The organism is Bacteroides intestinalis DSM 17393, assembly GCF_000172175.1.
Lineage (GTDB): Bacteria > Bacteroidota > Bacteroidia > Bacteroidales > Bacteroidaceae > Bacteroides > Bacteroides intestinalis.
The window spans coordinates 1,021,730-1,046,302 of the sequence record NZ_ABJL02000008.1 but is presented as its reverse complement, the minus strand read 5'-3'; the positions used below and the strand labels follow the sequence as shown (position 1 = coordinate 1,046,302).

22 protein-coding genes and 1 riboswitch are annotated in these 24,573 nt (G+C 44.7%); of the genes, 15 read left to right on the top strand and 7 right to left on the bottom strand.

The window, feature by feature from the left end; translation table 11 throughout:
- Window positions 1–143: 143 nt before the first annotated feature.
- Complete coding sequence (gene aspT, locus BACINT_RS13665; protein ID WP_007664055.1) at window positions 144–1,838, bottom strand: aspartate-alanine antiporter; 1,695 nt, start codon at window positions 1,836–1,838, stop codon at window positions 144–146.
- 278 nt (window positions 1,839–2,116) lie between these two features.
- Between aspT and BACINT_RS13660 the strand changes: the two genes are divergently transcribed.
- From BACINT_RS13660 to BACINT_RS13630, 7 genes are all read left to right on the top strand, one after another.
- Window positions 2,117–4,663, top strand: a complete 2,547-nt coding sequence (locus tag BACINT_RS13660; protein WP_044155046.1) for a DUF5686 and carboxypeptidase-like regulatory domain-containing protein — start codon at window positions 2,117–2,119, stop codon at window positions 4,661–4,663.
- Between the two features lie 107 nt (window positions 4,664–4,770).
- Complete coding sequence (locus tag BACINT_RS13655; RefSeq protein ID WP_044155258.1) at window positions 4,771–6,060, top strand: inositol-3-phosphate synthase; 1,290 nt, start codon at window positions 4,771–4,773, stop codon at window positions 6,058–6,060.
- Between the two features lie 107 nt (window positions 6,061–6,167).
- The gene (locus tag BACINT_RS13650; protein ID WP_044155257.1) at window positions 6,168–6,641 is read left to right on the top strand and encodes a phosphatidylglycerophosphatase A family protein; all 474 of its coding nucleotides are present in this window, start codon (window positions 6,168–6,170) and stop codon (window positions 6,639–6,641) included.
- The gene (locus BACINT_RS13645; protein ID WP_007214503.1) at window positions 6,626–7,141 is read left to right on the top strand and encodes a GtrA family protein; all 516 of its coding nucleotides are present in this window, start codon (window positions 6,626–6,628) and stop codon (window positions 7,139–7,141) included. Before BACINT_RS13650 ends, BACINT_RS13645 begins: the two co-directional genes overlap by 16 nt.
- Window positions 7,142–7,143: 2 nt before the next feature.
- Window positions 7,144–7,797 (top strand): CDP-alcohol phosphatidyltransferase family protein, encoded by a 654-nt coding sequence (locus tag BACINT_RS13640; protein WP_044155256.1) that lies wholly within the window; start codon window positions 7,144–7,146, stop codon window positions 7,795–7,797.
- A complete protein-coding gene (locus BACINT_RS13635) occupies window positions 7,794–8,726 on the top strand; it encodes a phosphatase PAP2 family protein (RefSeq protein WP_007664048.1) in 933 nt (310 codons plus the stop codon). Before BACINT_RS13640 ends, BACINT_RS13635 begins: the two co-directional genes overlap by 4 nt.
- Window positions 8,726–9,907, top strand: a complete 1,182-nt coding sequence (locus BACINT_RS13630; protein ID WP_007664046.1) for an iron-containing alcohol dehydrogenase — start codon at window positions 8,726–8,728, stop codon at window positions 9,905–9,907. The genes BACINT_RS13635 and BACINT_RS13630 overlap by 1 nt, the downstream gene beginning before the upstream one ends.
- A gap of 120 nt (window positions 9,908–10,027) precedes the next feature.
- On the opposite strand, the gene BACINT_RS13625 is transcribed toward BACINT_RS13630, so the two are convergent.
- The gene (locus tag BACINT_RS13625; protein WP_007214496.1) at window positions 10,028–11,602 is read right to left on the bottom strand and encodes an Rne/Rng family ribonuclease; all 1,575 of its coding nucleotides are present in this window, start codon (window positions 11,600–11,602) and stop codon (window positions 10,028–10,030) included.
- A gap of 273 nt (window positions 11,603–11,875) precedes the next feature.
- Window positions 11,876–12,151 (bottom strand): HU family DNA-binding protein, encoded by a 276-nt coding sequence (locus BACINT_RS13620; RefSeq protein ID WP_007214495.1) that lies wholly within the window; start codon window positions 12,149–12,151, stop codon window positions 11,876–11,878.
- A 272-nt stretch (window positions 12,152–12,423) separates the two neighbouring features.
- Between BACINT_RS13620 and mutY the strand changes: the two genes are divergently transcribed.
- The 6 genes from mutY (at window position 12,424) to BACINT_RS13590 (ending at window position 18,424) form a co-directional block, all read left to right on the top strand.
- The gene (gene mutY / locus BACINT_RS13615) at window positions 12,424–13,464 is read left to right on the top strand and encodes an A/G-specific adenine glycosylase (protein ID WP_007664044.1); all 1,041 of its coding nucleotides are present in this window, start codon (window positions 12,424–12,426) and stop codon (window positions 13,462–13,464) included.
- A gap of 78 nt (window positions 13,465–13,542) precedes the next feature.
- Window positions 13,543–14,001, top strand: a complete 459-nt coding sequence (locus BACINT_RS13610) for a single-stranded DNA-binding protein (protein WP_007664042.1) — start codon at window positions 13,543–13,545, stop codon at window positions 13,999–14,001.
- A 23-nt stretch (window positions 14,002–14,024) separates the two neighbouring features.
- Complete coding sequence (locus BACINT_RS13605; protein WP_044155045.1) at window positions 14,025–15,371, top strand: gliding motility-associated protein GldE; 1,347 nt, start codon at window positions 14,025–14,027, stop codon at window positions 15,369–15,371.
- Window positions 15,372–15,384: 13 nt separating this feature from the next.
- Window positions 15,385–16,017, top strand: a complete 633-nt coding sequence (locus tag BACINT_RS13600; protein WP_007664036.1) for a 4'-phosphopantetheinyl transferase family protein — start codon at window positions 15,385–15,387, stop codon at window positions 16,015–16,017.
- Window positions 16,018–16,035: 18 nt separating this feature from the next.
- Complete coding sequence (locus BACINT_RS13595; protein ID WP_007664033.1) at window positions 16,036–16,929, top strand: M23 family metallopeptidase; 894 nt, start codon at window positions 16,036–16,038, stop codon at window positions 16,927–16,929.
- Between the two features lie 121 nt (window positions 16,930–17,050).
- Window positions 17,051–18,424, top strand: a complete 1,374-nt coding sequence (locus BACINT_RS13590; RefSeq protein ID WP_007664030.1) for a tryptophanase — start codon at window positions 17,051–17,053, stop codon at window positions 18,422–18,424.
- Window positions 18,425–18,493: 69 nt separating this feature from the next.
- On the opposite strand, the gene BACINT_RS13585 is transcribed toward BACINT_RS13590, so the two are convergent.
- From BACINT_RS13585 to BACINT_RS13570, 4 genes are all read right to left on the bottom strand, one after another.
- Window positions 18,494–18,724: a (4Fe-4S)-binding protein gene (locus tag BACINT_RS13585; protein WP_007214486.1), complete on the bottom strand. Its 231-nt coding sequence runs from the start codon at window positions 18,722–18,724 to the stop codon at window positions 18,494–18,496.
- 9 nt (window positions 18,725–18,733) lie between these two features.
- A complete protein-coding gene (locus BACINT_RS13580; protein WP_007664027.1) occupies window positions 18,734–19,036 on the bottom strand; it encodes a GNAT family N-acetyltransferase in 303 nt (100 codons plus the stop codon).
- 229 nt (window positions 19,037–19,265) lie between these two features.
- Window positions 19,266–19,470: riboswitch (cobalamin riboswitch) on the bottom strand.
- A 28-nt stretch (window positions 19,471–19,498) separates the two neighbouring features.
- Complete coding sequence (locus BACINT_RS13575) at window positions 19,499–21,283, bottom strand: sensor histidine kinase (protein WP_044155044.1); 1,785 nt, start codon at window positions 21,281–21,283, stop codon at window positions 19,499–19,501.
- Window positions 21,258–21,947: a response regulator transcription factor gene (locus tag BACINT_RS13570; RefSeq protein WP_007664025.1), complete on the bottom strand. Its 690-nt coding sequence runs from the start codon at window positions 21,945–21,947 to the stop codon at window positions 21,258–21,260. The genes BACINT_RS13575 and BACINT_RS13570 overlap by 26 nt, the downstream gene beginning before the upstream one ends.
- Before the next feature lie 269 nt (window positions 21,948–22,216).
- On the opposite strand from BACINT_RS13570, the gene BACINT_RS13565 reads away from it, so the two are divergent.
- Complete coding sequence (locus BACINT_RS13565; RefSeq protein ID WP_007664024.1) at window positions 22,217–23,419, top strand: hypothetical protein; 1,203 nt, start codon at window positions 22,217–22,219, stop codon at window positions 23,417–23,419.
- A gap of 324 nt (window positions 23,420–23,743) precedes the next feature.
- Window positions 23,744–24,550, top strand: coding sequence for a DUF3805 domain-containing protein (locus BACINT_RS13560; RefSeq protein WP_007664022.1), 807 nt, complete (start codon window positions 23,744–23,746; stop codon window positions 24,548–24,550).
- Window positions 24,551–24,573 lie beyond the last annotated feature (23 nt).

Here is a 24,573-nt window from a genome sequence, read left to right as displayed (position 1 = left end):
CTATCTTACAATAGTTATAATACTTTCTTGCAACAATTGTTGTATGAATAATTATATGCATCTCCGGGATTAGTTTCATGCATCGCAGACATTAGTTCTCCATATCGCAGATATTAGCTCTTCATCTGATGAAGATTTATCGTTTAAACCATGAGCACAATGGCAACACCCCATATTATCAATAAGGTATTTCCTACGGCATACGTCACCGTATAACCCAGCGCAGGCGTCTCACTCTCCACTGCATCTTGTATCGCTCCCAGTGCGGCTGTTGTAGTACGTGCTCCGGCGCAGCACCCCAGGGCAATGGCGGGATGGAACTTGAAGACGTACTTTGCAAGCAACAAACCGATAATCAACGGCAGGGTAGTGGCTATGGCACCTACAATGAACAAACTGAGTCCGACATCCCGGAAGCCTTGTACGAAACTCGGTCCGGCGGCTATTCCCACTACAGCGATGAACATATTCAGCCCTACATTATTCAGTACCCACAGGGAAGCTTCGGGGATACGTCCGAACGTAGGATGCTTGCTGCGTAGCCAACCGAAGAATAATCCGGCTATCAATGCGCCTCCACTCGTACTCAGACTGATGGGAACACCACCGATGTGGATGGATAATGCACCGAACAAACCACCTATCAGAATTCCTAATCCAACGAATATCATATCCGTTTGGTGGGTAGGTCGATCCACATATCCTATTTGTACAGCGGCACTTTCCACTTCTTGCTTGGTGCCTACTACTTCGATGACGTCGCCGGCATCCAATTTGGTCTGTGCCAATACGGGTATTTCAATTCCCGCACGCTTGATGCTGCGGATGCTGACGCCATGCATGAATTTGTGCCGGCGGATATTCGCCACTGTTTTTCCGGCGAACGTTTTCTTTGTGACCGTGACAGGTAACGTCTCTGCCGGGAAATCGAGCAATTGTGCGTCCTGTATTTCATTGCCTATCCAGTCCTCTTCGCCGATAACGAATTCACGGCGTCCGCTGAGAACGACTTCGTCTCCTATATTCAATACGGTATTCGGGGATACATCTCGAACGACTCCTTGCTTGCGCAGGCGCTCTACGAACAGGCGTTTGCCATCTTTCTGGAAGTACATTTCCAAGTCTATCACCCGACGGCCTTGCTTGAACCATTCGTTTTCTATCTTGTAGGCGCGGAAGGTTACGGGACGTGCGGCGTGCATGAAGCCTGGTTCGTCTGCCTCGGAACTACCCATTTTGGCTTCCAACTCTTTGCAGGCAGCTTTAACTTTCTCCAGTCCGCCCAATAGTTTGGGACCGAGGGAGGAGAGCACCCAGGCTGAACCTGCCGTACCGAAAACGTAAGTCACAGCGTATGATACGGGGATGATATTGATATAACTTTGGCGTTGCGCTTCGTCCAGTCCCATGTTTGCCATGGTGTCTTCGGCTACTCCGATGACGGCGGAGATGGTTTGCGAACCTGCCAGTAATCCGGCGGCTTCGCCGGGATTGTAGCCCATTACGAGGGCGAGAAGCCAGGTCACTACCAATACGGATACACACATCAGTACGGCAAAGCCTACCTGGGGGAGTCCGTCTTTTTTCAGTCCGCGGAAGAATTGCGGCCCTACTTTATACCCGACGGCGAACAGAAAGAGAAGAAAGAACACGGATTTGATGGGGCCTGGCACGTCGATCTTCAACTGTCCTACCAATACGCCTACAAGCAATACGCTTGTGACCGTCCCCAAGCTGAACTTCCCGATGCGTAGCTTGCCAAGCCAGAACCCCAGGAACAGGGTGAGGAATATGGCAAGTTCGGGGCGCTCCCTGAGCTGGTTTATTATCCATTCCATAATTAAGTTGTTTAGGTTATTAATTGGTTTTCGATGCTTTTGGCGTCGTTTAAGACATATACAACAGCCTGCAATGGGAAGTGTTTCGTGCAAAAGTGGTTTTTTAGAACATTTATTCAGTAAAACTGAACTTTCTGAAAAAGTTTTCTTGCGTACCTTTGCGGGCACAAAAGAAGGATAAATGATAATTTAGCGGCGTGATTTCTGATAGTCCGTATATCAATAGGCTATATAGCCCGCTAAACTATCATTTATCTTTCAACATTATATGAATAGGTATGAGGTTTACTTTTTCAAGGATTTTATTGTTCATCAGCCTTTGCTGGATGAGCTTCCCCCTGCAAGCACAATATGTGGTACAAGGTGTTGTTACAGACTCGTTAACCCGTGAGCCTCTCCCATATACATCTGTGTATCTGAAAGGTACTACCGAAGGAGGTATGACCGATGACAAAGGACAGTTTTCTTTCAAGACCTACCGCCCCCAAGCCGTGCTGGTTATTTCTGCCATTGGATATAATGAATATACCCGTCTTATTCATCCGGCACAAGGTATCCGTCTTACCATCGCCCTTTCGCCGGTAACGTATGCCCTGAATGAAGTGGTGGTAAAGCCCAAACGGGAGCGATATAAGAAAAAAGATAATCCCGCCGTGGAATTTGTGCGACAAATGATAGAACATCGGGATGACTATTCGCCCAAAGAGTTGGACTTCTGGCAACGGGATCGTTATGAGAAGATGACCTTTGCCATTAACAACTTCGACAGCGTAAAGCAGCAGAAGTGGCTTTATCGTAAATTCAAGTTCCTGACGGACTATGTGGATACTTCCGCCGTTACGGGAAAGCCCGTGCTTGCCGTTTCTAACCGTGAGCTGCTGGCTACGGACTATTACCGCAAATCTCCCAAAAGTCAGAAACAGCGCGTACATGCCCGCCGACAGGCCGGTGTGGATGAAATGCTTTCGCAGCAAGGCATGGAGCAAGCCATCAGTGTGACGATGACGGATGTAGATATTTATGAGAACAACATCACGCTGTTCACCAATAAGTTCGTAAGTCCGCTCTCTTCCCTGGGCCCTTCATTCTATAAATATTATCTGATGGACACGCTTACGATAGCGGGCCAGCCTTGTGTGGACCTGACGTTCGTACCCTTCAATTCCGAGTCATTCGGTTTTACGGGACACTTGTACGTTACTTTGGATAGTACCTATTTCGTGCGTCGTGCCATCATGAACTTTCCACAGAAAATCAATCTGAATTTTGTGGATTATATGTCTCTTGAACAGAACTTTACCCGTGAGGCAGACGGTACGCGCCAGTTGGTTGACGAACATATCACCACCGAATTCAAGCTGGTGGACAACAGTGACGGTATCTATGCCAAGCGGGATGTATATTACAGGAACTATGTGTATGAACCTTCTGCGGATGCCCTTTCGGCCTTTAAGAAGCCGGAAAAAGTGATTGAGCCGGCCGAAGCAACGCATCGCACGGAAGCTTACTGGGACGATAACCGTCAGGTGGAAGTCAGCAAGAAGGAAACTTCCGTTGATAAAATGATGGCGCAGCTTCGCACGTATCCTGTCTATTACTGGACGGAGAAGACCTTGAAAGTGCTGTTTACCGGATATATACCCGCGCCTAAAGAGAAAGAACCCCTGTTCTATATAGGTATGATGAATACCACCATAAGCGGCAACACCCTGGAAGGTGTGCGTCTGCGTGCGGGAGGTATGACTACGGCGTGGCTCAATCCGCACCTATTCTATAAAGGATACATGGCTTACGGTTTCAAAGACCATCGGATGAAGGGAATGGCGGAAGTGGAATATTCTTTCCATAAGAAGAAGGAGTATGCCAACGAATTTCCTATCCACTCTTTGAAAGCACGATATACCTCGGATGTAAACCAATACGGACAGCATTACCTCTATACCAGTCAGGACAACGTATTTCTGAGCTTAAAGCGCCAGAAGGACGACCGGATAGGCTATCAGCGCAAGGCGGAACTGACTTATACCAATGAGTTCCATTCCGGTTTCTCCTTTCAGCTCACTTCCCGCTTCCGGCAGGATGAGTCTTCGTATCTTATCCCTTTCCTGAAGCAGGATGAGATGGCAACGCCCGTGAAGAAAATATCGAATGCCGAGTTTGAAGTAAAATTGCGTTATGCGCCGAATGAAAAATTCTTTCAGACGCAATGGAACCGTTTTCCGGTATCGCTGGATGCTCCGGTCTTCTCGCTTTCGCATACGATGGCTGCAAAAGGAGTGTTGGGTGGTGATTATACCTATCAATATACAGAGGCAGGTTTTCAGAAACGTTTCTGGTTTTCGGCCTTCGGCTATACCGACGTTATCCTGAAAGCCGGGAAAGTTTGGAATAAAGTACCTTTCCCGTTACTGATTATCCCGAACGCCAACCTCTCCTATACCATTCAGCCGGAGTCTTACTCCTTGATGAATGCCATGGAGTTTATGAACGATGAATATGCTTCGTGGGACGTTACTTATTATCTAAATGGCTTTCTGTTCAACCGCGTGCCTTTGCTGAAAAAGTTGAAATGGCGTGAAGTCCTTTCATTCCGGGGATTGTACGGGAATTTGAGCGACAAGAATAACCCGACGGTCAGCAATAATCTTTTTCGTTTTCCCGCCACAACCTCTTATATGGGGGATACTCCTTATATGGAAGTGGGTGTCGGTGTGGAGAATATTTTGAAGGTGCTCCGCTTCGATTATGTCTGGCGATTAACTTACAGAAATCTGCCCGGAATTGATAAATCCGGCCTTAGAATCAGTTTGCATATGACCTTTTAACTTAAATCTTACTAACAGAACATTAAATCGGATAAAAAGACGAGTCTCAATTGAACAAAATAGCCTAAATTTGAGCAATTTTTTAAACTTTAAAAGATACAATGGCAATGAAAGAAAACATTAAGCCGGCAACTGGTCGTTTGGGTGTACTGGTAGTCGGAGTGGGTGGCGCGGTCTCAACCACCATGATAACGGGTACATTGGCTGCTCGTAAGGGACTGGCAAAACCTATTGGGTCTATTACACAGATGGCCACAATACGCATGGAGAACAACGACGAAAAGCTGATTAAGGACGTAGTGCCTTTGGCAGACTTGAACGACATTGTTTTCGGCGGATGGGATATCTTCCCTGATAATGCATACGAAGCCGCGATGTATGCGGAAGTCCTGAAAGAAAAAGACTTAAATCTGGTAAAAGAGGAATTGCAAGCTATCAAACCGATGCCTGCTGCCTTCGACCACAACTTTGCAAAACGTCTGAATGGTACGTATATCAAGCAGGCTGCCACCCGTTGGGAAATGGTAGAGCAATTGCGTGAGGATATCCGTAACTTCAAGGCTGCCAACAACTGCGAGCGTATTGCCGTGCTGTGGGCTGCAAGTACTGAAATCTACGTTCCGTTGTGTAAAGAACATGAGTCGCTTGCTGCTTTGGAAGAAGCAATGAAGGCTAATAACACGGAAGTGGTTTCTCCGAGTATGTGCTACGCTTATGCTGCAATTGCAGAAGGTGCTCCGTTCATCATGGGTGCTCCTAACCTGTGCGTAGATACTCCGGCCATGTGGGAATTCTCTAAGAAGATGAATGTGCCCATCTCAGGTAAGGACTTCAAGAGCGGACAGACATTGATGAAAACAGTGCTTGCTCCGATGTTCAAGACTCGTATGCTGGGTGTAAGCGGTTGGTTCTCTACCAACATCCTGGGTAACCGTGATGGCGAAGTGCTCGATCAACCCGAAAACTTCAAAACAAAAGAAGTTAGCAAGTTGTCTGTTATCGATAACATCTTCGAACCTGAAAAATTCCCCGATCTCTATGGCGATGTTTACCACAAGGTTCGTATCAACTACTATCCTCCCCGTAAAGATAATAAGGAAGCATGGGATAACATCGACATCTTCGGATGGATGGGGTACCCGATGGAAATCAAAGTAAACTTCCTGTGCCGTGACTCTATCCTTGCAGCTCCTATTGCACTCGACCTCGTTATTTTCAGTGACCTGGCATTGCGTGCAGGTATGTCTGGAATCCAGACTTGGCTGTCATTCTTCTGCAAGAGCCCGATGCACGACTTTGAGCATGAACCGATTCATGATCTGTTCACTCAATGGAGAATGGTGAAAGAAACAATCCGTACGATGGTGGGTGAAAAATCACCGAGCTATCTGGACTAATCATAAAATAAGATGATAGGATGGTAAAATGATAGGATGGTGAGATTGTATTGAGCTATCTTATCATTTACCGTCTTATCATCTTATCATTTTTTATATCTTTTTCTATGAGGAAACCTTCCTTCTTCCCTGTCCTGATAGGCACGGGCTTCGGCTCAGGCTTTTCTCCCTTGGCTCCGGGCACGGCGGGCGCTTTACTCGCTACGCTAATCTGGTTCGGACTTTCTTTACTCATATCAGATACTTGTCTGTTGTGGACGACTGTCGCACTGATATCCCTGTTCACCGTAGCCGGTATTTGGGCTACCGACCGTCTGGAACCCTACTGGGGTGAAGATCCGTCGCGCGTGGTGGTGGATGAGATGGTAGGTGTGTGGATCACGCTCCTGGCAGCTCCGGCAGGTCATATCTGGTATGGACTGGCAGCATTTGTTTTGTTCCGCTTCTTTGATATTCTGAAGCCGCTGGGTATCCGGCGGATGGAAAAACTGCCGGGTGGAGTGGGAGTGATGATGGACGACGTATTGGCAGGAGTGTATGGTTTCATTGTTTTAATTGTGGCGAGATGGTTGATGGAGTAGAAGAACAGAGTCGGTTTGCAGGTTGGCGCAGGGAAGTGTGGCTTTTTATGAAGGCGCAGCTTTCTGCACAAATAGCTACTGTAATCGATTTTCTGATAACTATTCTTTTGGTGAAATTATTTGGTATATATTATTTGTATGCCACATTTATAGGTTCCGTGGTTGGCGGTATTGTTAATTGTGTAATCAACTATGAATGGGTATTTAAGGCGGAAGACTGCAAGAAGATACATGTGGGGCTGAAGTATTTCATAGTCTGGGGGGGGAGCATCCTGATCAATACATGGGGTACTTTTGCTTTGACGGAATGGCTGGCAGGAATGAAATGGGTGAACGGGTTGCTGGGATACTACGTCTATGATGTGTTTATCTTGTCTAAAATAACGGTTGCCCTGTTGGTTGCCTTTTTCTGGAACTACTATTTGCAACGGGTCTTCGTCTACCGGAACCACAACTTAAAAAGATTTCTGAAACAACGTTTGGAGAAAAAAATAGAATGAACATGAATTACAGAGATTGGCTGCAACAGGTGATATACAAGATTATCAATCCCGTTGTGCGCGGCATGATTAAAATTGGCATTACGCCTAACTTTATTACTACTACCGGGTTGATACTTAACATTGTGGCTGCCGGTATATTTATTTATGCAGGGTTAGTGACAGATTCGGAAGAGGATCTTTCTTTGGTGGGATGGACAGGCGGACTGATACTCTTCGCCGGGTTGTTTGACATGATGGATGGCCGTGTGGCGCGTCTTGGCAATATGTCTTCCACTTTCGGGGCATTGTACGATTCGGTGCTCGACCGTTACAGTGAACTGTTTACCTTGTTCGGTATATCCTATTATCTCATATTACAAGGTTATTTCTGGGGTTCCATTATCACTTTTCTTGCTTTGATCGGTTCGCTGATGGTAAGTTACGTACGCGCACGTGCCGAAGGGCTGGGACTGGAATGTAAAGTAGGTATTATGCAGCGTCCTGAGCGAGTAGTGCTGACCAGTCTGGGAGCTTTGTTCTGTGGCATCTTCTCCGATTGCACACTCTTCGATCCGATGTTAATCTTGATAGTTCCTCTGGCAATCATTGCCGTATTGGCTAATCTGACAGCTTTTGTCCGTCTGGCACATTGCTATAAACTTTTGAATAAATGATAAAAAGATATTTTCCTCCGGTGAGAGAAACGATGTTGGTAGTGGTTATAACGGTGGTTTTCCTGTTGCTGACGGCTACTTGTATCGGGCTCCGTCCGGAGCATTTCCTGATGGCGGGTTTGTTTTTCGTTTTGTTTTTTGCTGGGAAGACAACCCGTAAACTGGCAGTAGCGTTACTGCCTTTTATTATTTTTGGCGTTTCCTACGATTGGATGCGGGTGTATCCCAATTATCAGGTGAATCCTATTGATGTGCAGGGTTTGTATGAAGCGGAGAAATCCCTTTTCGGTATATCTGTGAATGGGACGATACTTATTCCTTGCGAATACTTTGCCATACATCACTGGTCGATTGCTGACTTCTTTGCAGGCGTGTTCTATCTTTGTTGGGTGCCTGTGCCTATTGTTTTCGGTTTGTGGCTTTATCTGAAGGGAGACCGCCGGATGTATCTGCGCTTTGCAATGGTCTTTTTGCTTGTGAATCTGATTGGTTTTGCGGGATATTACATTCATCCTGCGGCACCACCTTGGTATGCCATGAATTATGGTTTTGAGGCTATGCTTGATACTCCCGGAAATGTAGCAGGGCTGGGACGCTTCGATGAATTGATGGGATGCACTATTTTCAATTCAATCTATGGGCGTAATGCCAATGTATTTGCTGCCGTACCTTCATTGCATGCAGCGTATATGGTTGTGGCATTGGCTTATGCTATTATGAACCGCTGTAAAGGCTGGCTGATAGCATTGTTCGCGTTTATCATGGTGGGTATCTGGTGTACGGCCGTTTATTCGGGGCATCATTATCTGATTGATGTCTTATTGGGAATATTCTGTGCTCTCCTGGGTATCTTTGCCTTTGAAAAAGGATTGATGAAATGGGGAGCGTTCAAGCGCTTTTTCGAACGTTATAGTAAATATATCCGTTAATGAATAATTTCGTCTTTTACAGTCCTACCGAATTTGTATTCGGTAAAGCTACGGAAATGCAAGTCGGTGCACTGGCACGGAAGCATGGTGCGCGGAAAGTGATGATCGTGTACGGCGGCGGCTCTGTTGTACGGAGTGGCTTGTTGGATAGGGTGAAACAGTCTTTGCGGGAAGCAGGAATTGAATATTGCCTGATGGGGGGCGTGCAGCCCAATCCGGTAGATACGAAAGTGTATGAAGGCATTGAATTCTGCCGCCGTGAACAGGCTGATATGCTGTTGCCTGTGGGTGGTGGTTCTGTCATTGATACAGCCAAAGCCATAGCGGCAGGTGTGCTTTATGAAGGTGACTTCTGGGATTTCTATATCGGAAAGGCTAAAGTGACTAAAGCGCTGAAAGTAGCTGTTGTGCTGACTATTCCTGCTGCCGGAAGTGAAGGCTCCGGTAATACGGTTATAACGAAACTGGATGGTTTGCAGAAACTCAGCCTGCGTGTACCGGAAGTTTTGCGTCCGGTATTCTCTATTATGAATCCGGAACTTACTTATACTTTGCCGCCCTTTCAGACTGCCTGCGGTGTGGCCGATATGATGGCTCATATCATGGAGCGTTATTTTACGAACACTCAGGAGGTGGAAATTGGAGATCGCCTTTGTGAAGGCACTTTGATGGCTATCATCAATGAGGCTCCCAAGGCAATGAGAAATCCTGAAGATTACGGTGCGCGTGCCAACTTGATGTGGGCGGGCATGATTGCGCATAATGGTACTTGTGGTGTAGGTTGTGAAGAAGATTGGGCTTCGCACTTCCTGGAGCATGAAATCAGTGCTATTTATGGTGTTACCCACGGTGCGGGGTTATCTGTTATCTTCCCTGCTTGGATGACGTGGATGGTAGAACATAATGTGGGAAAGATAGCTCAATATGCCGTTCGTGTATGGGGTGTTCCTGAATCAGAAGATAAGAAAGCGGTTGCTTTGGAGGGTATTGGTAAGCTGAAAGCTTTCTTTAGCTCTCTTGCTCTGCCTGTGACATTTAAAGAACTGGGTATTGAAGACCCTGATATTGACCGTCTGGCAGATAGTCTGCACCGCAATAAAGGAGAGTTGGTAGGGAATTATGTGAAGCTGACGAAGCAGGATAGCAAAGAGATTTATCGCCTTGCATGTGCAGGGGAGTGAGTGATGGTTCGCTTCTATATAAAGGGTGAGTTTCTTTAAAGTATCGGCCAATGATTTTGAAAAGTTGGCGATAAAAATAAAAAATACGGCGAAGTTTCTGATTTACTTCGCCGTATTTTCTTATTTAATTTCGAATTCTTCCTTCATGTCAATCTCTTCCCCTTGCGGGTCGTAGAATACATATTCCAGGAACGCGAGTTTCTGGCTTGGAATAATCTTGATACCAAATCCGTATTTCATCTGCCATTTCCGTTTCAGGGAAACGAGTCCCTGATTGATGTAAGCAGCAATATACGGGTGGATGTGTAACGAGAATTTCTTAATCTTCAGTTTGTTGACTAAGTAATCAATTTTACTCTCTAAAGTGTCCGTAAAGAGGATAGAGGACTTGATGGTGCCTTTTCCGAAACAGGTGGGACAGATTTCTGTGGTATTGACATCCATTGCCGGGCGCACACGCTGGCGGGTAATCTGCATCAGTCCGAATTTGCTGAGCGGTAGGATGTTATGTCTTGCCCTGTCTTTCTGCATGTTGGCACACATACGTTCGTAAAGCTTTTGTCTGTTTTCGGCTTCGTTCATATCAATGAAGTCCACCACAATGATACCACCCATATCTCTCAGTCGTAGCTGGCGAGCCAGTTCGTCGGCAGCTCCCAGATTCACTTCGAGTGCGTTGGCCTCCTGCCCGTTGGCATTCTTGGTGCGGTTACCGCTGTTCACGTCTACTACGTGAAGCGCCTCAGTATGCTCAATAATCAGGTAGGCACCACTCTTGTATGAAACCGTCTTGCCAAACGAAGACTTGATCTGCTTGGTGATACCAAAATTGTCATAAATGGGGAGTTGTCCTTTATACAGTTTTACGATTCCTGCCCGGTCAGGGGCGATAAGAGTTACGTAGTCCTTGATTTCGTGGAACACGGCTTCGTCGTTGACGTGGATGTTCTCAAAAGAAGGATTGAACAAGTCGCGCAATAAGCCTACGGCACGGCTGGTTTCTTCGTAAATCAATGTCGGGAATTTGGTAGCTTTCTGTATTTTGGTGACAGCATCTTCCCAGTGTTTTAATAAAACTTTAAGCTCTCCGTCGAGCTCGGCTACGCGTTTTCCTTCGGCAACAGTGCGGACGATCACTCCGAAATTCTTCGGCTTGATACTCATCAGCAATTGTTTGAGGCGGGCGCGTTCTTCGCTCGATTTAATTTTTTGTGATACGGAAACCTTGTCGTTGAAAGGTATCAGCACCAGATATCTTCCGGCAAATGAGATTTCGGAAGTCAGGCGCGGACCTTTGGTAGAGATAGGCTCCTTGACAATTTGCACCACTACTTCTTGTCCCACCTTGAGTGTATTGGCAACGGTACCATCTTTTTCAAGATCGGGAAGTATGGTTGCTTTGGTGATTTGCGGTAGTTTCTTTTTATCGCTTAAAGTCTGCTTTACGTATTTCTCTAACGAGTTAAATTGAGGACCTAAGTCCAGATAATGAAGAAAAGCATCTTTCTCGTAACCCACGTCCACGAAGCAGGCATTCAGGCCGGGCATCAATTTCTTGATTCGTCCTAAATACATGTTGCCCACTGAGAAAGAAAGATTTCTTCCTTCGCTTTGAAGTTCCACCAGGCTCTTGTCTTCAAGAAGGGCGATGGAGACCTCTTTGGGCTGTACGTCTACAACGAGTTCGCTTGTCACAATTTTTTCTTGCTTTTAGGTTCTAAAGTCAACGAGGTTATAAGTAACCTTGTTGACTACAAATTACTACTTAAACAAAGAACAAACCCGCGAGACAAATAGCTTCACAAGTTTGTTCTTTATTTCTGTCCTCCAGACTAAAAATTACTTTTTGCTTTTATGTCTGTTCTTTCTTAGTCTTTTTTTACGCTTGTGCGTAGACATTTTATGTCTTTTTTTCTTCTTTCCGCTAGGCATAGCTTCAATAATTTAATAGGTTAATACTCTTGTTTATTATTTCTTCACGGAGATGGTGAATGTTTTTGCAGGCTTAAATGCCGGAATGTTGTGTTCCGGAATGATAATCGTAGTATTCTTGGAGATGTTACGAGCAGTTTTCTGTGCTCTTTTCTTCACTACGAAGCTACCAAACCCGCGGAGGTAAACATTTTCATCTTTCGATAAAGATGCCTTTACTGTGTCCATGAACGCTTCAACCGTAGTAAGCACTGTTACTTTGTCAATCCCGGTGTTCTTTGTAATTTCGTTTACAATATCAGCTTTAGTCATTTTTCTTTAAAAAAAATATTATTACTATAGTTTCCTAATTTTTTGGACTGCAAATATATAGCTTTTTACGCTCTCTAAAAAATATATTCTGGACAATTTTCTAAAAAAGTCTTTTGATTAAGGTTTGTTAGGGGGAAAAAGAGCTAATTTTGTGTCGTTGAAAGGGCTACACCCTTTTGTACAAAGGGTGTAGCCCTGAATGGCAAAGGGTGTAGTCATCCGGGGCGAAAGGTGTAGCCCTTTTTGTGTTTTTATAACTATCTGTAATAGAGATGAATATATTCAGTGAGAAATTGATAGTCTGGTATGCCGGAAACAAGCGTGAATTGCCTTGGAGGGATACCACCGACCCTTATATTATATGGATTTCGGAGATTATCCTGCAACAGACCCGGGTCGTGCAAGGTTATGATTATTTTTTGCGTTTTATCCATCGTTTTCCTGATGTGACAGCTTTGGCCGAAGCATCGGAAGACGAGGTGATGAAATGCTGGCAAGGACTGGGGTATTACTCCCGTGCGCGCAATCTGCATGCGGCGGCAAAAAGCATGAATGGTGTTTTTCCGACTACTTATGAAGGGGTGCGTGCGCTGAAGGGGGTAGGGGACTATACTGCTGCGGCTATCTGTTCATTTGCCTACGGTATGCCTTATGCTGTGGTGGATGGGAATGTCTATCGTGTGCTTTCGCGCTATTTCGGCATCGATACGCCGGTGGACAGTACGGAAGGTAAGAAGCTGTTTGCTGCTTTGGCAGACGAGATGATGGATAAATCGCAGCCTGCCGTTTACAATCAGGCGATAATGGATTTCGGTGCCATACAGTGTACACCGCAATCGCCGAATTGCCTGTTTTGCCCTTTGGCGGACAGTTGTTCCGCCCTGAAGGAGGGTACGATAACGAAGTTGCCCGTAAAACAGCATAAGACGAAAACCACCAATCGTTATTTTAACTATATATATGTACGTGTGGGCGCGTGTACCTATTTACATAAGCGGACAGGGGATGATATCTGGAAAAATCTTTTCGAATTTCCGCTGATAGAAACAGAAGCGCCTGTGACGGAAGAAGAGTTTCGTGAATTGCCGCAGGTACGTGCGCTTTTTACAGATGGGGAGGTTTCGGGACTGCGTTTAATCAGTGGAAATGTGAAGCATGTGCTCTCTCACAGGGTGATTTATGCCAATTTCTATGAAGTTGTTTTACCGGAAAATTCCACTTCTTTTTCTGCCTTCCAGCGGGTGAAAACAGAGGATTTGGAGCAATATGCAGTCTCTCGCCTGGTGCATGCCTTTCTGGAGAAATATCTATAAAAGTTGCGCTAACTCTTGCATTGTGTGATTATTCTGTTTAATTTTGGCAGCAAATTCAAATAAAAAGAAAAAAGGCTTATGTCAGTAAATAAAGTAATATTGATTGGAAATGTAGGTAGAGACCCTGAAGTAAGATACCTGGATTCCGGTATCGCTGTGGCTTCTTTGCCTTTGGCTACTACAGACCGTGCATACACATTGGCTAACGGTACGCAGGTACCCGAACGGACGGAATGGCACAATCTGGTACTTTGGCGCGGACTGGCAGAAACAGCCGAAAAATATGTGCATAAAGGGGATAAACTTTATGTGGAAGGCAAAATCCGTACCCGTTCATACGATGACCAGACTGGTGCAAAGCGCTATGTTACAGAAATCTTTGTGGACTCTATGGAGATGCTGAGCCCCAGAGGAACTGTTGCACCGGGTGCTGCCGCTCCGCAACCGGGGATGTCACAAGGTGCTCCCGCACAACCCATGGCACAATCGCAGGCAACCCCTGCACAAGATAATACAACGGACGATTTACCGTTCTAATTGTTTAACTAAAACCAAGATCTTTGGACCCAGACGCTTATTTATGCCAATTGGCAGATGTTTTTAATGGTATATCCGTACATAGCCCTACTATTTCGGCAATTATCGCCATTGTGTTGGCAGGTTTGCTGTTGCTCGTATCAGGCTTTGCCTCAGCTTCAGAAATAGCCTTTTTCTCTCTTTCTCCATCCGACCTGAGTGCCATTGATGAGAAGAAACACCCATCGGATGAGAAAATTAGTAAACTTTTGGAGGATACGGAAAGGTTGCTGGCAACCATTCTGATAACAAACAATTTTGTGAATGTGACTATCATCATGCTCTGCAACTTCTTCTTCATGAGTGTGTTTGAGTTTCATTCTCCTATTGCGGAATTTCTGATACTGACCGTCATCCTGACTTTCCTTCTGCTTCTTTTCGGCGAAATCATGCCGAAGATTTATTCAGCACAGAAGACGTTGGCTTTCTGTCGTTTTTCCGCTCCGGGTATATGGATGTTTCGTTCCCTCTTTTATCCGGTAGCTTCTATGCTGGTACGTTCCACTTCGTTCCTGAATAAGCATTTTGCCCGTAAAAACCATAATATTTCGGTAGACGAACTTTCCCATGCCCTTGAATTGACGGATAAGGAGGAACTGAAAGAAGAGAATAATATTCTGGAAGGTATCATTCGTTTTGGCGGTGAAACGGCGAAGGAGGTGATGACTTCCCGTCTGGACGTAGTCGATCTGGATATTCGTACGCCTTTCAAGGATGTATTGCAATGTATTATAGAAAATGCTTATTCCCGCATCCCTATTTATTCCGAGAACCGGGATAATATCAAAGGTATCTTATATATCAAGGACTTGTTGCCCCATTTGAATAAGGTAGACTTCCGTTGGCAATCGCTGATACGTCCGGCCTATTTTGTTCCGGAAACTAAGATGATTGACGATTTGCTGCGTGATTTTCAGGCCAATAAGATTCATATAGCTATTGTGGTTGATGAATTTGGCGGTACGTCGGGAATTGTGACGATGGAGGATATCATCGAGGAGATAGTCGGGGAGATTCATGACGAATATGATGACGAAGAACGTACGTATGCAGTGTTGAACGATCATACGTGGGTGTTTGAAGCCAAAACGCAGTTGACGGACTTTTATAAGATTACGAAGGTGGATGAGGAAGTCTTTGATGAGGTGGCGGGTGATTCCGATACGCTTGCAGGATTATTGCTGGAGCTGAAAGGCGAGTTTCCGGCCCTGCATGAAAAGGTTACTTACGACCACTATGAGTTTGAAGTCTTGGAGATGGATAACCGCCGTATTCTTAAAGTGAAGTTCACCATCAATACTCCTCCGTCGGATTCCGATAAGAAAGATTGATTTATAAAATAATATGCCTCTTTTCATACAACATACGTATCCTTCCTATAAGTGGGGAGTCTGGAAGATGGACGAAACGCTGGATGAACTGCTGAATATGCTTCCGCAACAGGAAACATACCTGGAAGGGTTGCAGCGTTTCTCTGCTGAACATCGCCGTTTGGAGTGGCTGTCGGTTCGTGTGTTGCTGTTCACTCTATTGGGAGAGGAAAAGGAAATTGCTTACTATCCCAGCGGGAAGCCGTATCTGGCAGATAAATCTGCATCTATCAGTATTTCTCATACGCGTGGATATGTATCGGTGATTATCGGTGAAGCCGGTAAGGAAGTGGGCATTGATATAGAGCAATACGGTGAACGGGTGCATAAGGTGGCGCATAAGTATATGCGTGCTGATGAACCTCTATCTTTATATCAGGGGACGGATACCTGGGCGTTGTTGCTCCATTGGTCGGCCAAAGAAGTGGTGTTCAAGTGTATGAATACGGCGGAGGTTGATTTCCGTGAACATCTCCGTATTTTCCCTTTTACGGTTGCTGAAAAAGGAGCTTTCTCAGCTGAAGAGTACAGAACGCCGGAGCAGCGTAAATTTGAGATCCGATATCTCCTGCATCCGGACTTTGTGCTGACCTGGCAAGTCGATTAATTTTAAAAACATGATACTATGAAACTACAACGCTATTTCTGTCTTCTTCTTTTTGGCTTGCCTCTGTTGGTTTATGCACAGTCGAATAAGACTGTTACGGTAAGTTATGAACGGTCTGCCAAGGGGGAAGTGACTTTCTATTCCGAAACTCAGTCGCATACGCCTTATACGGTATCTATGACTTTTTCCCGGTTGAGTAATACGACTTCCACCGAGGGGGAGATTTATGATGCCGTCATTCATTATGGCAAAACACGGCTGTTGACTTTGCGTCCGTCTACGGAAAATGTTCCGATTGGATTCTCCTATCGCTATACCTATAGAAAAGGAAATAACCGTTTGAAGGCAGATACTAATTTTGTATACCTTTTCCCTTTAGCGCCTGGCAAGGTGGTTCGGGTTAACCGGATGGTGTCTTTAGAGAAATTCTTTGGGAAGGAAGGAGAGAAACGCATTACGGGACTTGGTTTTTCTACTACTGCCGGTGATACCATTTTTGCTTCCCGTGGCGGACTTGTGACCGAGGTTGTTGATAATGCCGCTTCCACTTCTGAAAATACATCGTTTCATGCTACGGAAAATTATCTGGAAGTTTTCCATAAGGACGGAACTTTTGCCCGTTATAAATTATTCCAGAATGGAGGGATCTTTGTTTCTCCGGGTGAAGAGGTGATTCCGGGACAGCCGCTTGGCATCATTGGCGGAGAGAACTACAAGCAGGGTTCCCATTTGCGTTTCAGTATTTATTGTCCCGATCAGCCGGATTACTCGTATGTACCTGATTTTTGTCTTTCTCAGGAGGAAGTAGGCAAGCCTGAACCTCGTGTGATGTATAAGTCCTGGCATCCTGTCGCGATTGTTGTGCGGGAGATGAGTAAGAAGGAGAAGAAGAAATTTCTGTCAAAGGAATGAACTGTTGACAAAAAGATAGTAAAACTTTTGTTTAATCCTGTATAAATGCTTATATTCGACCCGTGGAAGATTTTCTACGGGTCTTTTTGTTAACTAAATGTCAAAATAATAAGCAAGCACTATGGAATTACCTTTTGCAGAGTCTTGGAAAATTAAAATGGTGGAACCCATTCGGAAGAGTACCCGCCAGGAACGTGAGCAGTGGCTGAAAGAAGCCCATTACAATGTGTTCCAGCTGAAATCCGAGCAAGTATATATCGATTTGATAACCGACTCCGGTACGGGAGCAATGAGCGATCGCCAATGGGCAGCGATGATGTTGGGCGACGAAAGTTATGCAGGTGCTTCCTCCTTCTTCAACCTGAAAGAAGTGATCACCCGTCTGACTGGTTTTGAATATGTCATTCCCACCCATCAGGGACGTGCAGCCGAGAATGTGCTTTTCTCTTACCTGGTACATGAGGGAGATATTGTTCCGGGTAACTCTCACTTTGATACCACCAAGGGGCATATCGAGGGCCGGAAGGCCATTGCTTTGGATTGCACCATCGATGAAGCGAAAAATACTCAGTTGGAAATACCTTTTAAAGGCAATGTCGATCCTGTGAAATTGGAAAAAGCATTGCAGGAGCATGCTGACCGTATACCGTTTATCATCGTTACCATTACGAACAACACGGCCGGCGGACAGCCCGTATCCATGCAGAACCTTCGTGAAGTCCGTGCTCTTGCGGATAAGTATCATAAACCTGTATTATTTGACTCCGCACGTTTTGCGGAAAATGCTTACTTCATCAAAATGCGTGAAGATGGCTATAGCGGTAAAACAATCAAGGAAATTACGAAAGAGATGTTCGAACTGGCAGATGGTATGACTATGAGTGCCAAGAAGGATGGTATCGTCAATATGGGAGGCTTCATTGCTACACGAAAAAAAGATTGGTACGAAGGTGCCAAAGGCTTTTGCGTGCAATATGAAGGGTATCTTACTTACGGTGGTATGAATGGTCGTGACATGAATGCACTTGCCACAGGACTGGATGAGAATACGGAATTTGATAATCTGGAAACCCGCATCCGTCAGGTAGAATATCTGGCAAAGAAGTTGGATGAATACGGTATTCCTTATCAGCGTCCAGCAGGCGGACATGCCATTTTTGTGGATGCAACGAAGGTACTGACGCATGTACCGAAGAATGAATTCCCGGCACAGACTCTAACGGTTGAATTGTATCTTGAAGCCGGTATCAGAGGATGTGAAATCGGTTATATTCTGGCAGACCGTGATCCGGTTACTCGTGAGAACCGTTTTACCGGATTGGATTTATTGCGTCTTGCTATTCCCCGCCGCGTATATACGGATAATCACATGAACGTGATAGCAGTAGCGTTGAAGAATGTTTTCGACCGTCGTGAAAGTATTACTAATGGAGTCCGTATTACTTGGGAGGCTCCCCTGATGCGTCATTTCACTGTTCAATTGGAACGTACATAACTACTTTCTTTTTCATAATACAAATGAGGTTACCCGAATTCATATATTGAAGGGGTAACCTCATTTCTTTTATTTATCTTCTTTCTCGTTATTCATTCTGTAACTTAATGCTCCTGACGGGCATTTCTTGATTTGAGCGATCAATTCTTCCGTCGTTGCATTTTCAGCCGTTATCCACGGTTTTTCTTTCGGATGATACACATTCGGAAGGGTCTTGGTACAAATGCCTGCATGTTGGCACAGGCCGGGTTGCCAGATGATGGTCACTTCCCCGTTCGTATATTCTTTCTTTATATTCATAACTATTTATTATTGAATGTGAATACCTTTCATTACAATTCTTTTCCATTCGGGATGTTTGTGAATGTATCCCGCTACAAACGGGCAGAGAGGTACTAATCTAAGTCCTTGTTTTTCTATATCTTTTAATGCTTTTTCTACTAACTGGCTGCCGATGCCTTTACCACCCAGTTGAGTGGGTACTTCGGTGTGTGTCAGGTAAATCTCCCCATTCGTTGATTTTATATACTCAATCTTTGGAGTATATTGATCGACATGGAACTCATATTGGTGACGTTCTTCATTGTCGATCAGTTTATAATCTGCTTCCATAACTCTTCGTATTGATTGTTTACTGTATGTATAACACGCGGATGATGAAATTTGTTTTGGGAAAGTTACAGAATAAAATGTCCGGGCGAAATCCCTTCGACCGGACACCATTCAAATAAACTTGGCAGAGTTTATTGTTCCTTACTTTCTTTGAAGCAGAGTGGATGAATGAAATGAGGGGACGATTTGCCCGTTTCATTTAGACTCAACGCTTTTTCCTCGAAAGCAGTGATAAAAACAGTGCATGGCAGGTCTTCTGACTTGTTTCTGTTGCCAGGCGCCTTCCCGGAAGCGGACTTCCAGTGGCTATTGGTAGTTTGCCTGCAACCTATCATGAAACTTACAGCAGCGGGACTGTTCAGGACTTGCACCTGATTCCCTTTTAATTACCGTCTCCGAACAAAGACAGTAAACCAATGCATCGCAAAGATAAGGAAAAAAGTGGTTAGTGCAAACCGTTTCTTACTTTTCCTTTGCCAGGGTGAATACGAATTCTAATCCGCCCCCTTGGTTGTTCTTGGCCGAAATGGTACCTCCATGGATGATTACCGAGTTCTTTACGATAGCCAATCCCAATCCTGTACCGCCCAGTTTGCGTGAGCGTCCTTTATCCACCCGGTAGAAGCGTTCGAATAAGCGGTTCAGATGTTCGGGAGAGACGCCCACGCCGGTATCGGCAAAACTAAAGTAGTAGAAGTTCTCGTCCTCGCGGAAACAGCTGATGTTGATGCGTATATCCGTGCCTGCATAAGCAATGGCATTGTCCATCAGGTTGCGGAAAATGGAGTATAGCAGGGAGTAATTTCCCCGTAGTTGTATCTTCGGTTTTAGGGAGTTGACTACGGTGATATGCTTTTCTTCCAGTTCCAAGGATACCTCGTTTACGATATTGCCTACCAACAGGCTGATGTCTACTTTCTCCATGTCGATCATGTTGGCGGCTTCGTCCATACGCGTTAATACGGAGATGTCGCGTAGCAGTCGGCTTAACCGGTTGCTTTGGGCATAACATCGCTCTATGAATGTCTGCATCTTCTCCCGGGAAATGTTTTCATTGTTGACGATGGTTTCCAAATATCCCTGTATGCTACTGACCGGAGTCTTCAGTTCATGTGCGATGTTTTGCGTCAACTGGCGTTTCAGGCGGATCTGCTCTTCTTCCTGAGTGATGTCATTGATGGATATCTCGAAGCTTAAATCCTGGAATATAATACATTCCACAATAAACATACGTCCATTCTTATTGATGCTGATAGACATACGCTTTTCTTCCTTGCCCGGACGCTTGGGAGCTTTGTTGATGAAATCCGTGATTTTCTGGAACTCACTGATGGAGAATATTTCCTCTGTTGTTTGCAGGTTGGAGTCTGAAATCAGATTGCTGTACTGTGTGAACAGGTTGTTGACCAGGATTTCTTTCTTGTCCTTATTGAATACGCCCAATCCTTCATGCGAGGTTTGTAAGTGGGTGATCAATTTCTCCCGTTCAATGTATAGCGCCTCTTTGGTTTCCCGCAGTCGCTTGTATATCTGGATGATATGCTGTGAAATCTCTCCCAGTTCGTTGTGCGGGAAGGCGGATTGCATATCTGTTTCCACAGGCTCATTCTTGTCAGCACGTTTGGCAAACTCACGTAGCTGATTGATGGCTGTCCCCAGTTTAGAGGTGAATTTGTAGAAGATGAAAATTAATAGTAATGATACGATGAGGGTAAACCAGATGTAGTGCTGGTCTGCTGCAAGGTGTCTTACAAGGTTCAGGTCGTAGGGGAGGGCGGAACGTATGATGTAGCCCTCATAGAGTGTGGCGGAATAGAAGTAGGGCACTCCCGTTGTTTCGGAAGTACGGCGTACATCATACCCTTTTCCTTCTGCCAGTGCTTTTTGCACTTCCGGGCGGTTGATATGATTGCCTAATTTCTGATTTTCGTAGCTGTCATATAATACGTCACCCTGTACATTAACTACCGTAATACGTAAATCCTGTTTGATGTATTTTTGTAGGTATCGTTCCAGTGTGGTGTTCCATAAGCTGTCCGGAATGCGGGCAAGCTCCTGGTGCAACCGTTCATTATAGTCCTGTAGCTGTATATCCAGCAGATCTACCTTGTATTCTTTTTCACGTTGGTATTGATACGCCAGGAAGCATCCGGCAAATACCAGAAACAGTGAAATGACCGAAAGAAATAACCTTCGGCTGAACGACAGGAAATGTGTGGTATTATTCAGCTTCGAAGCAGTATCCATATCCTAAGCGAGTTACGATGCATTTTCCATAAATACCTATTTTCTTACGCAAACGGGTGATGTTCACATCGATGGTGCGGTCCAGTACATAGACCTCGTCGCTCCATATCCGTGCCAGTATATCTTCGCGGGAGAATACGCGTCCTTTGCTCTGGAGGAGTAAAAGTAATATCTCAAATTCTTTTTTGGTGAGAGGGGCTTCCTCCCCATCGATACTAACTTTCTTTTTCACAATATCAATGACTAATGTTTTGTAGCTGATTTGCTCCGGTGCCCGTTCTTGTTCTCCTTGTTGGGTGCGGCGCAATACAGCTTTGACGCGTGCGATGACTTCACGCAGAGAGAAAGGTTTGGAGATGTAATCATCAGCTCCCAGATTGAAGCCGGTTACCGTATCATTTTCCGTATCCTTGGCAGTGATGAATATAATAGGTACCTGAGCGGTTTTCTTATCTTTCTTTAGTAGGCTGGCCATTTTGAAACCGGATATTTCTCCCATCATCACGTCCAGTAGCAACAAGCTGTAGCTACCGATATCCATTTTCAATGCCTCTTCGGCAGAGTGGGCCGTGTCCACTTCATACCCTTCATTTTCAAGGTTGAATTTCAGGATCTCGCAAAGGTCCTCTTCATCGTCTACAACTAAAATACGATAATCGTTCATTGCTTTTTCTAATTAATATGAGGTATTCAAAACAAATTCTCCTACCACAAAGTTATACTTTATTTCTTTTCAGCGACAAAGGTGCGGTGTTTTTGTTACGGGAAAGTGAAACACGTGTTACAATTCGGTTACATTTTAGTATGCGCTGAAGGTAATTCGGTAAGGCTTTGATACAGTTTTGGTAAGGTGAAGAACTGTAAACTATTACTTTTGCATTCCAGTTTTTCAGTTTTTATACTTACCTTTGTCTTAATATAAATAACATTGGTATGAAAGAGTTGACTAGTATAGATTTTCGGCGATATAAATGGCGTTTGCCTGCTCTGATAGCTTTATTGGTGGTGGTTGTGGCAGGTTCCTTTTGGCTGAATACCGCTCCGTTCCGTTCCGGTTTTGAGATAACGGATGAGTTGGGAGGCAACATCTTTCCTTCCAGTATTCTTTCTGTAGCGACGACGGATGCTCAAGTCATTGTTCCGGCTGATTCTTTATATGTGGGGAACTCTAAATCCTGCATTTCTGTTCGGATTCGTTCAGGAAAGGCGTACAGCAGGGTACGTATTGAAGTTGCCGAGACTCCGTTCTTTTCCCGTTCCGTATCTGAGTTTGTGTTGGCTAAACCACGGACGGAATATACGATTTATCCCGATATTATCTGGAATTACGAAGCGCTGAAGAATAATAATCAGGCGGAACCGGTTAGTGTGGCTGTTAAGGTAGAAATGAATGATAAGGATTTGGGACAGCGGGTTCGTACTTTTTCAGTTCGCAGCATCAATGAGTGTCTGTTGGGGTATGTCACGAACGGGACTAAGTTTCATGATACAGGAATTTTCTTTGCGGCATACGTTAATGAGGAGAATCCGATGATTGACAAATTGTTGCGTGAAGCACTGAATACCCGTATTGTCAATCGTTTCTTGGGCTATCAGGGTGGCAATGCAGAAGTGGTGGACAAGCAAGTCTATGCTCTATGGAACGTGCTTCAAAAGCGTAATTTCCGTTACAGTTCTGTTTCCAATACCAGTTTGTCCAGTAATGTGGTCTTTTCCCAGCGTGTTCGCACGTTTGATGATGCACTGGAGTCTTCGCAGATTAACTGTGTGGATGGTAGCGTGCTGTTTGCTTCCTTGCTTCGTGCCATTAATATAGAGCCCATATTGGTTCGTACTCCGGGGCACATGTTTGTGGGGTATTATACAGATGCCGGTCGTAAGAATATGAACTTCCTTGAAACTACTATGATTGGAGATGTGGATCTGGATGATTTCTTTCCGGATGAGAAGCTGGATTCAACGATGGTAGGTAAATCACAGAATCAAATGTCACGGCTAACATTCGATAAGTCTAAACAATACGCTAATAATAAGTATAAGCAAAATGAAGAAGGAATACATTCCGGGAAATTGAATTACATGTTTCTGGAGATTTCTAAGGATGTGAGAAGGAAGATACAGCCGATAGGGAAGTAGAACAGTAAAAAGCATGTGGCCTGTTCGTCTATAAAATTCCTTTGTTTATAGAATGTTATTTTAAATATCTTAAAATATTGGGAACTGATGTATTTCATTGATTATCTTTGCGCTCAAAAACAAGAATATGATTTTCATTGAAGTTTGATAAAGATTTAATAAGATATTGAAGACTATAATGGTCTTCATTCATAGATGATGATTGGGACAGTCGGTTCGTGAGAATCGGCTGTTTTTTGTTTCTGTTTGTTTGCATATCAACGGCGGTAGTGTTACTTTTGCCGGACGAGGTCAGGTGGCCTCGTTTTTAACCTCTGAATAACAATGGCACAAAGCAAGAAATTTATCTCTCCGGGGGCATGGTTTTCCATGATGTATCCCGCAGACTGGAATGAATTTGAAGATGGAGAAGGCTCTTTTCTCTTCTATAATCCTAATGAATGGACCGGAAATTTCCGTATCTCTGCATACAAAGGCAGTGCGACGTATGCCAGGGAAGTAATCCGGCAGGAACTGAAAGACAATCCTTCGGCTGTTTCCGTAAGGATAGGAAATATGGAATGTGCTTACAGTAAAGAGATGTTTGAGGAAGATGGAGCTTATTATACTTCCCACCTTTGGATTACTGGTATGGGCGATGTTGCTTTCGAATGTTCTTTTACTGTCAGTAAGGGTTCATCTGCGGCAGAAGCCGAGGCGGTTATTGCTTCATTGGAAATACGCAAAGAGGGAGTGAAATATCCGGAAGAGATTATTCCTGTCCGTTTGTCCGAAATCTATCAGATTAATGAAGCTTTTGAGTGGGTGACAACCACTGTGAAGGAGCAACTGAAAAAAGACTTCCAGGGAATGGAAGAAGATTTGGACAGCATGCAGCAGATCATCGATGGTGGAACTATCGGCCCGAAGAAGAAAGAAGCGTGGCTCTCTTTCGGTATTGCCATCTGTGTGATTCTTGCCAATGAGGTAGATGGCCTGGAGTGGATGACCCTGATAGATGGTAATCGAGAAGCTCCTGTACTGCAGAATCTTACTACCGGAGAATGGATTGACCCCATGAAATTAGTGTGGAGCAAAGTGAAGGCAGGGGAACCTTGCAATCTGTCAGAGACCTACAAAATCCTTCTTTAATTTTTAATTTATAATTTTTAATT